The 14,725-nt window shown below is 44.1% G+C and carries 14 protein-coding genes; 5 read left to right on the top strand and 9 right to left on the bottom strand.

The window, feature by feature from the left end; all coding sequences use genetic code 11:
• Window positions 1-42: 42 nt before the first annotated feature.
• The 4 genes from NL647_RS09855 to NL647_RS09840 all read right to left on the bottom strand — a co-directional run bounded on the left by NL647_RS09855 (window position 43) and on the right by NL647_RS09840 (window position 3,415).
• Window positions 43-1,026: a TRAP transporter substrate-binding protein gene (locus NL647_RS09855; RefSeq protein ID WP_053052263.1), complete on the bottom strand. Its 984-nt coding sequence runs from the start codon at window positions 1,024-1,026 to the stop codon at window positions 43-45.
• A gap of 24 nt (window positions 1,027-1,050) precedes the next feature.
• Window positions 1,051-1,692, bottom strand: coding sequence for a 2-dehydro-3-deoxy-6-phosphogalactonate aldolase (locus NL647_RS09850; RefSeq protein ID WP_050925014.1), 642 nt, complete (start codon window positions 1,690-1,692; stop codon window positions 1,051-1,053).
• Entirely contained in the window at window positions 1,682-2,581 is a 900-nt protein-coding gene (locus NL647_RS09845) for a 2-dehydro-3-deoxygalactonokinase (protein WP_050925013.1), read from the bottom strand. Before NL647_RS09845 ends, NL647_RS09850 begins: the two co-directional genes overlap by 11 nt.
• 117 nt (window positions 2,582-2,698) lie before the next feature.
• Entirely contained in the window at window positions 2,699-3,415 is a 717-nt protein-coding gene (locus tag NL647_RS09840) for a FadR/GntR family transcriptional regulator (protein ID WP_080991034.1), read from the bottom strand.
• 337 nt (window positions 3,416-3,752) lie between these two features.
• Here NL647_RS09840 and NL647_RS09835 point away from each other — a divergent pair, with 337 nt between their 5' ends.
• Window positions 3,753-4,172, top strand: a complete 420-nt coding sequence (locus NL647_RS09835; RefSeq protein ID WP_253650077.1) for a VOC family protein — start codon at window positions 3,753-3,755, stop codon at window positions 4,170-4,172.
• 80 nt (window positions 4,173-4,252) lie between these two features.
• Here the strand turns inward: NL647_RS09835 and NL647_RS09830 are convergent, their stop codons facing one another.
• Together NL647_RS09830 and NL647_RS09825 are read right to left on the bottom strand one after the other, a co-directional pair.
• Window positions 4,253-4,870 (bottom strand): hypothetical protein, encoded by a 618-nt coding sequence (locus NL647_RS09830; protein ID WP_005450025.1) that lies wholly within the window; start codon window positions 4,868-4,870, stop codon window positions 4,253-4,255.
• Between the two features lie 210 nt (window positions 4,871-5,080).
• Complete coding sequence (locus NL647_RS09825; RefSeq protein WP_253650076.1) at window positions 5,081-5,965, bottom strand: LysR family transcriptional regulator; 885 nt, start codon at window positions 5,963-5,965, stop codon at window positions 5,081-5,083.
• 291 nt (window positions 5,966-6,256) lie between these two features.
• On the opposite strand from NL647_RS09825, the gene NL647_RS09820 reads away from it, so the two are divergent.
• Window positions 6,257-7,474, top strand: coding sequence for an adenosylhomocysteinase (locus NL647_RS09820; RefSeq protein ID WP_050935368.1), 1,218 nt, complete (start codon window positions 6,257-6,259; stop codon window positions 7,472-7,474).
• Between the two features lie 78 nt (window positions 7,475-7,552).
• Here NL647_RS09820 and NL647_RS09815 read toward each other — a convergent pair whose 3' ends face one another.
• From NL647_RS09815 to NL647_RS09805, 3 genes are all read right to left on the bottom strand, one after another.
• On the bottom strand, window positions 7,553-8,092 hold the full coding sequence (locus NL647_RS09815) for a CAP domain-containing protein (protein WP_009695868.1): 540 nt from the start codon (window positions 8,090-8,092) through the stop codon (window positions 7,553-7,555).
• A 144-nt stretch (window positions 8,093-8,236) separates the two neighbouring features.
• Complete coding sequence (locus tag NL647_RS09810; protein ID WP_253650075.1) at window positions 8,237-8,689, bottom strand: GNAT family N-acetyltransferase; 453 nt, start codon at window positions 8,687-8,689, stop codon at window positions 8,237-8,239.
• Window positions 8,690-8,744: 55 nt separating this feature from the next.
• Complete coding sequence (locus NL647_RS09805; RefSeq protein ID WP_253650074.1) at window positions 8,745-9,665, bottom strand: LysR family transcriptional regulator; 921 nt, start codon at window positions 9,663-9,665, stop codon at window positions 8,745-8,747.
• A 118-nt stretch (window positions 9,666-9,783) separates the two neighbouring features.
• On the opposite strand from NL647_RS09805, the gene NL647_RS09800 reads away from it, so the two are divergent.
• The 3 genes from NL647_RS09800 to malE all read left to right on the top strand — a co-directional run bounded on the left by NL647_RS09800 (window position 9,784) and on the right by malE (window position 14,699).
• Window positions 9,784-11,418 (top strand): alpha-glucosidase, encoded by a 1,635-nt coding sequence (locus tag NL647_RS09800; protein WP_017818261.1) that lies wholly within the window; start codon window positions 9,784-9,786, stop codon window positions 11,416-11,418.
• Window positions 11,419-11,459: 41 nt separating this feature from the next.
• Window positions 11,460-13,265: an alpha-amylase family protein gene (locus NL647_RS09795; RefSeq protein ID WP_253650073.1), complete on the top strand. Its 1,806-nt coding sequence runs from the start codon at window positions 11,460-11,462 to the stop codon at window positions 13,263-13,265.
• Between the two features lie 255 nt (window positions 13,266-13,520).
• Window positions 13,521-14,699 carry a maltose/maltodextrin ABC transporter substrate-binding protein MalE gene (gene malE / locus NL647_RS09790; protein ID WP_005450011.1) on the top strand — a complete coding sequence of 393 codons (1,179 nt, stop codon included), beginning with the start codon at window positions 13,521-13,523 and terminating at the stop codon, window positions 14,697-14,699.
• The last annotated feature ends 26 nt before the right edge of the window (window positions 14,700-14,725 follow it).

Here is a 14,725-nt window from a genome sequence, read left to right as displayed (position 1 = left end):
TTATATTCAAGGACTGCATTGCACAGCCCTTTTAGTAAGAGTTTACTGTAGCTTAGAAACTTCTTCGGTTAGTTTTTTGTATAGTTCAGGGTTGATCCTATCTGCGTATTTTTGAACTACTGGTGCCACTCTCTCGTGCATTTCGGCTTTTACTTCGGGCGAAAGCGGTGTGTAAACTAATCCTGCATCAATCATACCTTGCAGAGATTTTTCATCTTGCGCTTTTACAGATACGCGCATGTGGTTAATCGCAGTTCGTGCCGCTTGCTGCATTACTTGTTGTTCGTCGGCAGTGAGACCGTCATAAAACTTTTTGCCAACAACAAATATCACCCAAGAATATACATGACCAGTGTCTGAGATGTATTTCTGCACTTCGTACAGACGTTGAGAGTAAATGTTGGTATATGGGTTTTCCTGACCGTCAACAACCCCTTGCTGAAGCGACGAGAATAACTCAGAAAATGCCATTGGCGTTGGATTTGCACCCAACGAACGGAATGCATCTAAGTGCGCTTTGTTTTGCATTGTGCGCAACTTGAGACCATTCATATCTTCGATACTCTTAATTGGACGCACGTTATTGGTCACATGGCGGAAACCAAAGTTGCCATATCCTAAGCCTACGTAACCAGCAGCATCCAACTTGGATGACAACTCTTGTCCCCATTCACCATCTACCACCTGATTGGCAACTTCGTCATTTGGAAAGATAAAAGGAAGGGTTAATATATTGAAATCTTTGACGATATTACCAAGCACAGCTGGGGATGGTAGGTTCATTTGAACCGCATTGAATTTAATTTGCTCCAATGCTTCCTGATCATTACCCAACTGGTTACTTGGATATATAGTTACAGAGATATCAGTGTTTTCTTCTACGTACTGCTCAAACTTTTGCATCGCAGCATATTCAAAATGAGACTCTGGTACTCCAATACCGATTCGCATCGATTTCGCTTGAACATGGAGTGACATTGCCATTAGGGGTACAGCGGCTAGAGCAGCAATTTTACTTAGTTTCATAAGGTAGCCTTTTGCTTTTGTATGTTATATGGACATCCAACTGTCACGATACGCTTTTGCACGCACGCTTAAGTCTGAGGGTTTTATACCCTTCTTATATAAGCCAGACCCTAAGCCAAATCCGTCTACTCCAACATCAACGTACGACTTCATTTGCTCAGCATCTGCTTCAATACCACCTGTTGGGCAGCAGATCATTTCAGGAGGTAACACTGATTTGATTGCTTTTACACCACGAGGTTGAATGAGTTCTGCGGGAAAGAATTTCAATGCTGTTACGCCACAATCTACCGCAGTAAATGCTTCTGTCGCGGTTTGAATTCCAGAAAAAACAACGCAGTTTTTAGCACGTGCAGCCCGAATAACTTCTGGATTCATATTTGGCGTAACAATCAATCTTGCTCCGGTTTCAAGCACTGGAATCAAGCTCTCTATGTTAGTTACAGTACCTGCACCAATAATTGCTTGTTCACCATAGACATCAACCAACATTTTGATACTTAGCACTGCATCAGGTGAATTTAATGGTACTTCAATAAATCTGAACCCATTGTCAATTAATACCTTAGCAATATCTAAAACCTCATTTGGTTGCACACCTCGTAATATTGCGATTAACGGAAGCTCTTTGAACCAAGGGTTATTTCTTAATTCATTAGTATTCATTGTTATCACCATTGCTATAGATTTTAGTTATACCCTTTAGAAAACAATCTTCACCATCAATAACTTCAAAGTTAATCTTAAGATAATCTAAGGCCACCGCATAATTTGAGGCGAGTTTCTTTGAACCAACTAAATATAGTTTATCCTGTTTACTCGATAAAACTAATTCATGCCCAATAAGAAGCCCCGATATATATGAATGTATGAACTCATCATTTATATCATTAAACAACTTAAATGTTCTTGCACTAAAAAGCACATGATTTAGAGGGTACTTATTACCAAGTGAAACACCTTTAATAAAGGCATCTTTATTATAAGATTGTTTTGGCAACGACTTACCTAATATACTACTCCCAGTCAAGAGGGAATATAGTTCACCAGTCATAACCGTTGAGTAAGATGTTATCTTCCCTTTTTCCCACCTAGAATTTTTACTATGTGTACCAAATAATATCGCTTGAAAGTCACCTTTAACGGTCTCACTCAGACCGATAAGTTGTATTTCTTCTCCTCGCATCACTTCCGGGTTTCCGAATTGATTAATACAACTCACACCAGACACAATTTTGGCTTGATGCCCTGAAAGTAGTTCAACGCTATAAGTATTATTAGCTAAATCTTTCGCTGAAACTGGAGCTTGAACATAGGGGACTTCTTTCCACCCCTGTTGAGACCCAACCATACCCGCCATAATCACAGGTAAGCAACCAAAGGTACTATTCCAATGATTGATCAACAGATCGAATACTTGCGGAAATTGAGCTTTGGGTACTGAGAGCAGCCCCTTGGCTTGCTCTATTTTATCTAAACATTCGCCACTTTCTGTCATTAAGAACGCCCTAAAATTAGTCGTTCCCCAATCAACAGCAATCCAACTCGGATCCATTACGCCTCCATGTGTTACTATAAGTCATTTCTTGTAATACAAGGCATTATATGCAAAAAGTAACACCTTGAAGTGTTGAATCTGATTTAAAGCAAGTGACGAGTTTTTGATCTCTATCTAACGGATTAACTCTGTCCCTTTGAGCTTTTTAACTGTTTTAGCAATCGCACCCATGATTATTTCACGCATTTTATCTCTTGCCTCTTCAGGCTTACGCATTCTAACAGCGTCCATTACTTCATAATGGTCATCTAACGCGGGCTTACTTAGAATTACATCCTGTTCTAAGGTACGAGAGAATGAAACTTCCATCGTAGTAGTTAAAGCGTCCCCTAGTGAAATCAAAAATGGGTTCTTTGTCGCTATTAAAAGTTGCTTGTGAAATTCGATATCACCGATGTTAATTTGTGCTCTGTCGTTCCTCTCCAAACCTTGCGCCATAAGGTTATAACTACGCTCTAAAGATGCAAGATTATCACCTGTCGCGTTCACTGCGGCCAACGCTGCAGCATTAGGTTCAACCATCAATCGAACTTCCAGCAAGTGAGGAATAAACGTGTCAGAAGCTTTATATTCTGTCACCCAACGTAAGACATCGTGATCCAACCAATTCCACTTATCTGGCGTATTTGCAACACTGCCAACTTTGGGTGTGATTGTAATGAGCCCCTTACTCGCCAATGTTTGTAGCGCACTTCTAACAGAAGTTCTTGAAACACCTAACGACAGTGCCAACTCATTTTCGCCTTTTAAAAACTCCCCTGCGGGCGTCTTCTCTTTCAATATGTCACTAACTATATGGTTAATCGCCAACGTTGATTTGGACTTTATCATTCTTGTATTCATTACCGTAAAACTTGTAATACATGATAGAGCAAAAATTAGCCACCCTCTGTGAGCTATTTCATGTTTTACGAATATAGACAGATCTATCAAATATTATTGCCGGCAAAAGCTACTTCCCTCTACCTTTCCTATTCCCCTCGGCAAAATCAGAAGTCTACTCACTACAGGTGTCATAAATAAATCTCATTAAAAAACAATCAATTGAAATGAAACAAAAACACATAACCTATTTAATCCAAAAATTCCAAAAAGCCCTTTACCTCAACTTAACTTGAGGTTTTAGCATGTTCATCGTTGGCTAGGAAATGAAAGAAAGGAGCACACAATGATCCAACTAGAACATGTGAACTTAGTGGTAAAGGATATCCCAGAAATGCTGAAGTTTTATCAAGCGGCATTTCCGCATTGGTATGTACGTGATGAAGGTACTGGCGAATGGAGTGGAAAGCCGAGAAACTGGCTGCACTTTGGCGATGAATACCAATACATTGCAATGAGCGACCACGGCGAAGGCAACAACCGAGAATTAAGTGCTCACCAAGTTGGTCTCGCACACTTCGCCTACGTGACTAATGACATCGACGGTGTGACAAAACGACTGATTGAAGCAGGTTATCCAATTGCCCAACCCGGCGCAAAAGAGCCATACCGTAAGAACATTTACTTTGTTGACCCAGCTGGCTTTGAAATCGAATTTGTAGAATACCTTACCGATGATCCAAAACTACGTAACTTAACGAGTTAATACCAAGTATAAAAAACGCCAGCAGGAATTCCTTGCTGGCGTTTCGTTTATCAAGGGGGCGTAATTGACGATGCTCGTATCTATTGAGAAAGAGACGGGCGGTAAGGCTCTTCTCGAACACCGTGTGAGAGCACTAACTTAATAATGAAGATTGGTGCTAACCATTCTAAACCAGTCGGAGCCGGGACTAATGTCGAAAGAATGATGGATAACATGACTGCAAGTAGCGCAACCGGACGTTGTAGATAAAGCGGCAGGAAGTGCAAAAACACAACCGATACCATCATCACGGCATACCAGAAAAATGCGTAAGACCAAGCGACATCAAAACATAACGGCACAGCAAACAATTGAAAGTGAATAGCAGGGAACAAGAATTTGCTGCCTACCAATTTGCCCATCCAAGTCAGCTCAAGTTTTTGGTCGGTATGTAGAAATCGCTTCATCGAGCCTAAAGAGTTTGTCAGAACACCTCCAATCATATCTAACGTGAGCAATGACGCGACAATAATTTGAAGCCAACTCCACTCCAAGGTTTGCCATGCAAAAAAGTAGAGGATCACCGGAGCAATAAACGCTGCGTAATTGGCGATCATGGATTCCGCTTTGGTTGCACCAAACCCAGTCGTGAAGTTGAACTTACCCTCACAATCCCAATTGATATGCGCATTCTTTATCGTAGTTTTACTCGTAGACATCATTCGATCCCCTTCATTTAAACGGCTTATTCATTTCAAATCTTTTAAGACCACCCGGTCTATAAAAAGAATAATCGATTAAAACTTATCCTGTCAAACTTTTTAGACCACATGTTCTAAAATAGAAAATATTACGAGTGGATACGATGAAAGCTTAGGTTGTTCACAACAGCGACAGAGGGGGAAAATGGCAAAGCCTAAGGTAATAGACTAACCAAACAGCAGATGATCGATAAAGGTTCTTACTTTGTATGGCGGCGCAACAGTACTTGGGTAGACGATATAAAGCTCCGTTGACCACGTATATTCTTGAAGCAAGCTCACCAACTCCCCTTTGGCAAGATAGCCATCGGCAAGAAAGTCGAGCGCACACGCGATCCCGACGCCGTTTTTCGCCATTTGAACCAGCATTGCTTCAGAATCTGAACGAATAGGTGACTTAAGTTCTACGAACTCGTGTGAATTGTCCGAGAAAGTGAAGCGCCACTTATCTTTGGTTAAGCAACTGCGATAGTTCATGCATCTGTGTTGCTTCAAATCAGATGGAAAAAATGGCTCTCCAAACGTTTCGACATATTGGGGAGACGCGACAACTTTTGTTCCGATATCTTTGATCTTTCTGCACTTGTAAGAACTATCGGGCACAGTTCCAATATGAAACGCAAGATCAATTCCTTCACTCAGTAAGCCGCCTAACGTATAGCCATAAGTAAGATCTAACTCTAAATGAGGGTGCAGCTTCATGAACTCGGAGATCTTCGTCATCAAGGTATGGTCATGCTCTAACACGATGGGTAAACGCACTTTAAGTGTGCCGCTCAGCGTCTCATTTTGTTGGTCCAACGCATCGTGGCATTGCTTGATGTCATCAATGATTTTTACATAGCTTTCATAGAGGAACTTGCCCTGCTCTGTCAGCGATAAGGTGCGGGTAGTACGGTGAATCAATGTGCATTGCAGCTCATTTTCCAATTGCTTGATCTGCTTGCTCACCACTGATTTAGACAATACCAGCTCATCTGCCGCCATTGAAAAGGAGTTGTGTTTCACTACGGTGTAAAACGTCATCAATAGGTTTAGATTCAGGTTTTTCATTGTCTTAGTCTCAGTTGCTTACCTTAATTATATCAAGCCCCCACTTATTGTATGCGAAGCGACAAGCATGATTGTTCCGTAGTAGAAACCTACTGTTTCCTAAGATGCATAATAAAACTCGATGATGGTGAACTCTTTGAGATCAATAAAATCAATCAGATAGGAGCACACGTTTTAAGGGCGTCACGTTATCGTTTCTGTGGGGAAACACTCTTTGCGATTAAGTTTATTTTTCTTCTTCTGAGCCTATTTCATTCTGAGTACACGAACGAGAGCACAGAGGAAAACCAGATGACACACAATAATTGCATGACTCATGACATCGCCAACCTAGAGCTTGCACCAGAAGGCAAAAAAAGAATCGATTGGGCAAGAGCACACATGCCAATTATGCGCAGTTTGATCGAGCGACTAGATCGAGAAAAGCCATTCTCTGGGCTGACCATTGGCATTTGTTTGCATGTTGAAGCCAAAACCGGGGTTTGGATGGAAGCCTTGACTAAAGGTGGTGCAAAGGTAGTACTGACTGGCTCGCCGGGTTCAACACAAGATGAAACAGCTGCAGCGCTGGTTCGTGATTATGGCGTTCATGTCTTTTCACGACGCGATGAGAGCTTTGAAGACCACATACGTTATTGCCAAAATGTGTTGAGCTTTAATCCAGATATCATTGCTGACAATGGTGCGGACTTGCATGAGCTTATTTTTACTCATCCAGAATTCACTCATCTGCAAAGTACTTTATTAGGCGCAACTGAAGAAACAACCACAGGCGCAAACCGATTAAGAGAGGATTTTAAATCTGATCAATGGAGCACGTTGATCATCAATGACACTATGTCCAAACGCATCATTGAAAACCGCTTCGGTGTAGGCTCATCGGTTGTCGATGGCATTATGCGCGCAACCAATGTAATGCTGCATGGTAAGAAAGTGGTGGTCATCGGTTATGGTTACTGCGGGTCCGGTACAGCACAGCGCTTGCGTGGTATGGGGGCTCACGTAACGGTCGTAGAGAGCAATTCTCTAACCAAGTTGGAAGCTCACATGGAGGGCTTTTACACCTCTACCATAGAAGAAGCGCTACCAGACGCAGATATGGTGATTACGATTACTGGTCGCGATAACACACTACGTAAAGAGCACTTTGAATTGATGCGCGACAAAACCATCATTGCCAACGCAGGGCATTTCCAACGTGAAATCAACCTATCACAACTTGAGGAGTTGAGCACAAGCCAAAACAAAATTCGCCCTCATGTCACTGCGTATCAGCTCAAGGATAACAACAAACAACTGTTCGTCTTATCAGACGCGAACCTCGTCAACTTATCAGCTGGTGACGGCAATCCTATTGAGATCATGGACCTTGGTCTCGCGTTGCAAACATTGAGCTTAGAACGCATCGCCTTAAACGCGCAGTCCCTGAAGCCAATACCGCAACCGGTGCCATTTGATATCGAAATGATGGTTGCAGAGCTGGCATGTGAGCATTGGATTAATCACTAAACCAATAAAAATAAAGCCAGTTGAGTCTCCTCTACTGGCTTTATCTGTTTGTTGTCCAGACTGATCTATTTGTCGTCATCAACGCTGCTTGGCGAAGACTTGGGTCCAGTAATAGCGATAATTCGTCGATTGGTTCTCCACCATGGATGAGCCCATCTGGTCGAAGTCGGCGTTCATGATATTAAGGCAGTGCCCTTCACTCGATAGCCAAGAGTTCATTACCGCATCGATTGAACGTTGCCCTCTCGCGACATTCTCTCCTAACCTGCTCCAAGCATAACCTGTGGCATTGACGCGACTGGAAAGCGTGCTGCCATTTGATCCGGTATGGCTCATAAAATCACTGTTTGCCATATCGCTAGAGTGTCCATACGCTGCGCTTTCTAAATCGTAACTCCAAGTAAGCGCTCCAACGGGAGGCATAGTTCTTGAGCCACATTGCTGAGTTTTAGATCGAGCATCGTTAACTGCAGCAAGCATTTGCTCGGCAAAAGTGGTGGCTGTAGGTGGTGTATCAGGGGATTGTGAGCCGCTGTCTGCAGGTGATGACGAATCTCCATCGCCACCGCATGCACTGAGAAGTAGCGCCAAAGTAGGCACTAAGATCTTTGTTGGCATTGTCTGTCCTTATCTGTTTGACGAAAGGCAAAAAACGCTTTCGATAACCAAGTTCAATAACCTAACAAAAACCAATAAAAGCACCATATGGTGCAAGGTGTTTTAACCAAATACTCACGCTACGCTTTCATAGCTCGAATTTGCTTACGACTGGAGATTCAATTCCATATCGATACGGTGCATATCGACACCCCAACCACCAGGGATGTAGTTCAGCTCTACGGCACCATATTTGGCAAAAAACGGCGCAGATAAATGACTTGCGGCGATTTTGATTTGGGGGATGTTCAACTGCTCAGCTCGGTGAATCGCTCGGCTCATAAACTCATGACCAATCTTCATGCCTTGCGCTTTTGGTGAGATTAAAATCCAGTTCAAGCTATGAAATGCCTGTGTTTTGCCACTCAAACCATAAGCACCAACGAGTTCACCATTTAGAAAGCACACTTCATAACCTTGTGGGTCACTATCAAGAAACTCCGCGTAATCCTCTCTTTCATTAGTTGCGAAATATTCAGGGCAGTTTTCATCGAAGATGCGCAGGCAATCCTCTTTATCACTTGGTAGGAAGGCTCTGAAATTTATGTTGTTGGTCATAAAATTATCTCTTTAGAATCGATTCGTGCTTACTATGAGGGTATGTAAGACCCTACTAAATCTCTGTCGTCATGGCCAGGATTTCATTGATAAGGAACTGAGCTTTGTCGTTATCTAACTGGCGTTTGTGATAGATACCGACGTTACCGATTTTACTGGTATCTGTGTGCAAACACTTCACGCCATTTTTCTCCATCCAACCGTTCATCTTATCGCTGTAAGGCATAATAGCATTGGTCGTTTCGAGCAAATCCAAGCTAGCAAGCAGAGAACCGACTTCATAAACCACAAGTGCAGTTTCATTAGATTGGTTGAAGATTTGATCGTACTCGAATGCGTTGTTGAGCACTGAGCTGTATCGAGAATGCCCCGGCGTTACGCGGATCAGTGGATAAGCAGACATCGCCTCGGATGGTGATTCCAAAAACATTTTGTCATTAAGTAGAGGGTGGTCTCGATGAACAAAGAAAGACTCTTGATCTTGGAACAACGGTCTGAACACCACCGGCATAAGATCTTTCAATCCGCCGATTTCGTGACCAATAAATAAATCTATATCACCTTGAATCAGGTGCTGCATCAAAGAAAGGTTGTTGCCAAATTCAATATAGAGTGAGCTATGAGGATGCGCTTCTTGGTATTTGGTGATCCCATGTCGCACAAAAAGCTCCCACCACGCTTCACCAACACCGATCTTCAGTTTACCGTGTTCCCTTTGATGCATGTCTTGAATTTTGTGCATCAAATCGAGGTGCTTTTCTTGCTGTTCCTCGACATAACGGAGAAATACTTGCCCGTATTCTGTCAGCTCTACGCCTTTAGAACGACGTATTAATAGCGATACACCCATATCGCTTTCTAGCTTCTTGATCGCCGTTGTCAGGGTTGGTTGTGTTACATGCAGCAGCTCAGACGCCTTCTTGATGTTTCCGGTTCTGGCTACGGTCAGAAAATATCGATTCACTCGATTCATCATCGCCCACTCATTTAGGTATCAATTTTTCCTATATCATAAGCAAAAAGTTCAATTTCTACTAGCGGGGAAAAGCCACTATATTTTGTCTTAGATTTTTGATTGAAAAGGCACAAACAACATGGAAAAAACGTGGTGGCATAATGCAGTCGTTTATCAGATTTACCCGCGCAGTTTTTACGACTCCAACAATGATGGCATCGGTGATCTAAAAGGTGTCATCAGCAAACTGGATTACTTAAAAAACCTTGGCATCAACGTGATTTGGCTCTCTCCTGTTTACCAATCGCCAATGGATGACAATGGTTACGACATTTCAGACTATCAAGCCATCGCACGTGAGTTCGGCACCATGGAAGACATGGAACAGCTATTCAAAGAAGCTGGCGAGCGTGATATCAAAATCGTTATGGATTTGGTGGTTAACCACACTTCGGATGAGCACCCTTGGTTCGTTTCTGCGCGTGAATCTAAGGATAGCCCGTACCGCGATTACTACATCTGGCGTGATGCAGACTCAGAAGGCAATCTACCAAATAACATCGAATCGATTTTTGGTGGCGATGCTTGGCAATGGGACGAGAAAACCGAGCAGTACTACTTCCACCTCTTTTCAAAACGCCAGCCAGATTTGAACTGGGAGAACCCGAAAGTTCATCAAGAAGTATTCAAGATGATGAACTGGTGGATTGAAAAAGGCATCGGCGGTTTCCGATTGGATGTGATTGATCTGATAGGAAAAGAAGTCGACAAAGGCATCACGGGCAATGGCGATCGCCTGCACCCGCTGCTGCAACAAATGAACAAAGAAACCTTCGGTGGCAAAGATGTATTAACGGTCGGTGAAACTTGGGGGGCAACGCCTGAGATCGCTAAGCTGTACAGTGCGCCAGAGCGTCATGAGCTGTCGATGGTGTTCCAATTTGAACACATTACCCTAACCTGGCAAGGTGGCGACAAATGGCAGCCGATTCCGCTCGACCTTAAAGAATTCAAAGACGTGCTAACCAAGTGGCAAGTCGAGCTGCAAGACACGGGTTGGAACTCCCTATTTTGGAACAACCACGATTTGCCTCGTGCAGTGTCGAAGTTTGGCAATGACAAAGCCTATCGAGTCGAGTCAGCCAAGATGCTAGCAACAACGCTGCACTTTTTGAAAGGCACGCCATACATCTATCAAGGCGAAGAGATTGGCATGACCAACGTGGCGTTCGACCAACTAAGCGATTACCGCGATATCGAAACGCGACAATTCTACGATGTGAAAACCGCTGCCGGTATCAGCCACGAGCACATGATGGATGCGATTCACAAGAACAGTCGTGATAATGCGCGTACACCAATGCACTGGAACGCATCAGAGCACGCGGGCTTTACCAGCGGAGCACCTTGGATTGCGGTCAACCCGAACTACCCACAGATTAACGTGGAAGCAGCGCTTAACGATTCGAACTCGATCTTCTACCACTACAAAAAGCTCATTGAGCTGCGTAAACGTCATGAAACCATCGTCTACGGAAGCTTCACTCCAGTATGGCAAGAGCATCAACACGTGTTTGGCTACGTGCGCGAATACCAAGGTGAACAGTTGTTTATCGTGAGTAACTTCTCAGAGCACGAGCAAACACTGCAAGTTCCAACCCAATATCAAGCCGATCAGGTAGAGTGCTTAATCAGTAACTATGCGACGCCTTGCGCGATTGCAGCGACGATAACCCTCGCACCTTACGAGTCTTTCGCAGTCAAACTGAAATAAATTTTGGAGGATATGGGAGCCACGAGCTCCCTTAAATATCTATGAATTCCGCAGCGAACGTTTATCAAGTTTTCACCCGACTATTTGGCAACACCAATACCACCAATCAACCTTGGGGCACCATTGAGCAAAACGGCGTCGGTAAGTTCAGTGACTTTAACGACAAGGCGCTCACTGCCATTCAACAGCTTGGCATTACGCATATTTGGTACACCGGAGTACCACACCATGCGGTGATCCGCGATTACAGTGCCATTGGCATTGAGAACGACCATCCAGCGGTGGTGAAAGGACGTGCAGGCTCGCCTTATGCGGTGAAAGATTATTACTCCGTGAATCCCGATTTGGCGGATGATCCAGCATATCGATTAGAAGAGTTTGAAGCCCTTATCGAGCGTACGCATGCGCACAACATGAAGGTCATTATCGATATTGTGCCAAACCACGTTGCCAGACGTTACCAAGGTTTGAACAACCCTGTCGGTGTACGAGATTTTGGTGCCGATGACGATACGAGCGCTGAGTACCATCGTGACAACAATTTCTATTACGTTCCTAATCAAGCGTTTGAGTTACCTAACATTCCTGAGCAATTTTCCCCGCTAGGTGACCCGACGCTGATTAGGAACCTTTCTAATTTTGAAAAATTGCCTGCCTTTGAAGAGTTTCCCGCCAAATGGACCGGCAACGGCTCCAGGCTTGCTCAGCCGCAATTTGATGATTGGTATGAAACCGCCAAAATCAATTACGGCGTGCGCCCAGACGGCAGCAAAGATTTCCCAGAACTGCCAGCCGATTACGCAAACAAATCCCATGCTGAGCATTTGCAATTCTGGCAAGACAAAACGCTGCCAAACTCTTGGTATAAGTTCCGCGACATAGCGCTTTACTGGATAGACAAAGGCGTCGATGGCTTCCGTTATGACATGGCGGAAATGGTGCCTGTCGAGTTTTGGAGCTTTATGAATTCCAGCATCAAAGCGGTCAATCCAGAGGCGTTTTTGATGGCAGAGGTGTATCAACCGCATCTCTATCGCGACTACATTCATCTCGGCAAGATGGACTATCTGTACGACAAAGTTGACCTCTATGATTGCCTCAAAGACGTGATGCACAGCAAACAGCATGTGAGCAAAATCAGTGAGATTCAAGAAAGCATGATGGATATTGAACACCACATGCTGCACTTCCTTGATAACCACGATGAGCAGCGTCTTGCCTCGCCTGAATTTGCTGGCAGTGCAGAGAACGGCTTGCCCGCTATGTTGATTTCTACCCTGCTTAGCACCTCACCAACCATGGTGTATTTCGGACAGGAAGTGGGAGAAGCAGGAAGAGAGAACGCAGGCTTTGGTCAACCAAGTCGTACCTCCATCTTTGATTACATCGGTGTCCCAGAGCACCAAAAGTGGATGAATCATGGCAAGTTCGACGGGGGCTTGTTATCGCAACAACAGAAAGAAGTAAGAGCCTATTATCAACGCTTACTCAACTTAGCTTTGACCTCGCCAGCCAAAATGGGAGGTTACTTTGACCTGTATCCAAGTAATCAACAAGCCTTGGGGGAAGAGTCATTCTGCTTTGCTCGCTATTCGAGTCAGCAATTGATTTTGGCAGTCGCACGATTAAGGGGAGAACAACCTCAAAACGCAGAGTTGGTCATGCCATCTGAGCTGATCAAAAAACTCGAACTGCGCGATGGCGAGTACATCTTAAAAGACGCTATGAATCGTCTTTCTCCACTCACCTTACGCGTCGAAAATGGTGTCGGTAAATGCCAACTGAATATCGAGCCACAGTGCGCTAGTGCTTTCACACTAGATATAGACACTTCCATCGCAGATTAAATTTGGCTGCTGTTCACAAAAACAGTCAAAACCTTCCAAATCCCTTCTCTACATCAACCACCACAAAGCATTGGCTACTGGGTATCGCCCGAGCCAATGCCCTTCCCCGATCACATTCCAACGCATTGATATAGAAAAATGTAATACCAACGACAAAGAAATCAATTTTAACCGCAGAGTGCATCCCCGTATTATCAAACCGTGAAACAACAGCTGACGTCCAGTCACTAGGTTTGAAACAAGGAATCTATCGCAATGAAACCTATTCTAAAAACACTTTCGCTTTGCACTTTATCTGTTCTTTTAGCGCCTTCTGTTTCTGCAATGCAGGAAGGTGAAATCATCATTTGGATCAACGGTGATAAGTCTTACCAAGGATTGAGCCAAATTGGTCAACAGTTCGAAGAAGATACGGGGATTAAGGTTAATGTTCAGCACCCGGATTCTCTAGAAGAAAAGTTCCAACAACACGCCGCGACAGGCGGTGGTCCTGACATCATCTTCTGGGCACACGACCGTTTTGGTGGCTACGCTCAAGCGGGCTTACTGCAAGAAGTGAAACCGAGCCAAGAGTTTAAAGATAAGCTTGTCGATTTCAGTTGGGATGCAGTCACTGTAGATGGCAAAATCTTTGGCTACCCTCTGGCTATCGAAGTCCCTTCTCTAATTTACAACAAAGACCTGTTGCCAAACCCACCTAAGAGTTGGGAAGAGCTGGAGTCCATCCACCAAGCGATGCAAAAACAAGGCAAGAAAGCGATCATGTGGGACGTGAAAAACGCTTACTTCACTTGGCCAATGATTTCAGCTGGCGGCGCTTATGCTTTTGGTAAAACAGCAGAAGGCTACGATGCTAAAGACACGGGTGTAAACAATGAAGCGGGTGTGGCTGGTCTGCAATTCCTTGTCGACATGGTCAACAAAGGCATCGTCGATCCAAATATGGATTACTCAGTATCCGAAGCGTCGTTCACCAAAGGTGAAGTGGCAATGACCATCAACGGTCCGTGGTCTTGGGGCAACCTAGACAAAATGGATGTGAACTACGGCGTTGCTGTGTTGCCAACCTTAAACGGCGGTAAAGGTAACCCATTCGTTGGCATTTTGAGTGCGGGTATTAACGCATCAAGCCCAAACAAAGATCTGGCTGTTGAGTTTCTAGAAAACTACCTATACCAAGACGCCGCATTGAAAATCATGGATGACGACAAGCCACTTGGTGCCGTGACACTAAAATCGTTCCAGAAAGTGCTGGAAAGTGACGAACGCATTAAATCAACCATGATCAACGCAGAAAACGGCGAGATCATGCCGAACATCCCTCAAATGACGTCTTACTTCTTTGCGGAAGGTGCTGCTATTGATAACGCGATGCAAGGCAAGCAAACCGTGAAAGACGCCCTAGACACTGCAGCAAAACAAATTGTTCGCTAATTCTTTCATGTTCGTATTTGGCACAG

The organism is Vibrio sp. Y29_XK_CS5 (assembly GCF_024181835.1).
GTDB classification, from domain to species: Bacteria; Pseudomonadota; Gammaproteobacteria; order Enterobacterales; family Vibrionaceae; genus Vibrio; species Vibrio harveyi.
Note: the sequence above shows the minus strand (reverse complement) of the source record. Positions and strands in the feature narration are given on the sequence as shown.

Excerpts from the sequence above, each read along its gene's own strand:
- NL647_RS09820 (WP_050935368.1), top strand. The coding sequence starts at position 6,257 with ATGACACACAATAATTGCATGACTCATGACATCGCCAACCTAGAGCTT.
- NL647_RS09840 (WP_080991034.1), bottom strand. The coding sequence starts at position 3,415 with ATGATAAAGTCCAAATCAACGTTGGCGATTAACCATATAGTTAGTGAC.
- NL647_RS09855 (WP_053052263.1), bottom strand. The coding sequence starts at position 1,026 with ATGAAACTAAGTAAAATTGCTGCTCTAGCCGCTGTACCCCTAATGGCA.
- NL647_RS09805 (WP_253650074.1), bottom strand. The coding sequence starts at position 9,665 with ATGATGAATCGAGTGAATCGATATTTTCTGACCGTAGCCAGAACCGGA.
- NL647_RS09815 (WP_009695868.1), bottom strand. The coding sequence starts at position 8,092 with ATGCCAACAAAGATCTTAGTGCCTACTTTGGCGCTACTTCTCAGTGCA.
- NL647_RS09830 (WP_005450025.1), bottom strand. The coding sequence starts at position 4,870 with ATGTCTACGAGTAAAACTACGATAAAGAATGCGCATATCAATTGGGAT.
- NL647_RS09800 (WP_017818261.1), top strand. The coding sequence starts at position 9,784 with ATGGAAAAAACGTGGTGGCATAATGCAGTCGTTTATCAGATTTACCCG.
- NL647_RS09845 (WP_050925013.1), bottom strand. The coding sequence starts at position 2,581 with ATGGATCCGAGTTGGATTGCTGTTGATTGGGGAACGACTAATTTTAGG.
- malE (WP_005450011.1), top strand. The coding sequence starts at position 13,521 with ATGAAACCTATTCTAAAAACACTTTCGCTTTGCACTTTATCTGTTCTT.
- NL647_RS09850 (WP_050925014.1), bottom strand. The coding sequence starts at position 1,692 with ATGAATACTAATGAATTAAGAAATAACCCTTGGTTCAAAGAGCTTCCG.
- NL647_RS09795 (WP_253650073.1), top strand. The coding sequence starts at position 11,460 with ATGAATTCCGCAGCGAACGTTTATCAAGTTTTCACCCGACTATTTGGC.
- NL647_RS09810 (WP_253650075.1), bottom strand. The coding sequence starts at position 8,689 with ATGACCAACAACATAAATTTCAGAGCCTTCCTACCAAGTGATAAAGAG.
- NL647_RS09835 (WP_253650077.1), top strand. The coding sequence starts at position 3,753 with ATGATCCAACTAGAACATGTGAACTTAGTGGTAAAGGATATCCCAGAA.
- NL647_RS09825 (WP_253650076.1), bottom strand. The coding sequence starts at position 5,965 with ATGAAAAACCTGAATCTAAACCTATTGATGACGTTTTACACCGTAGTG.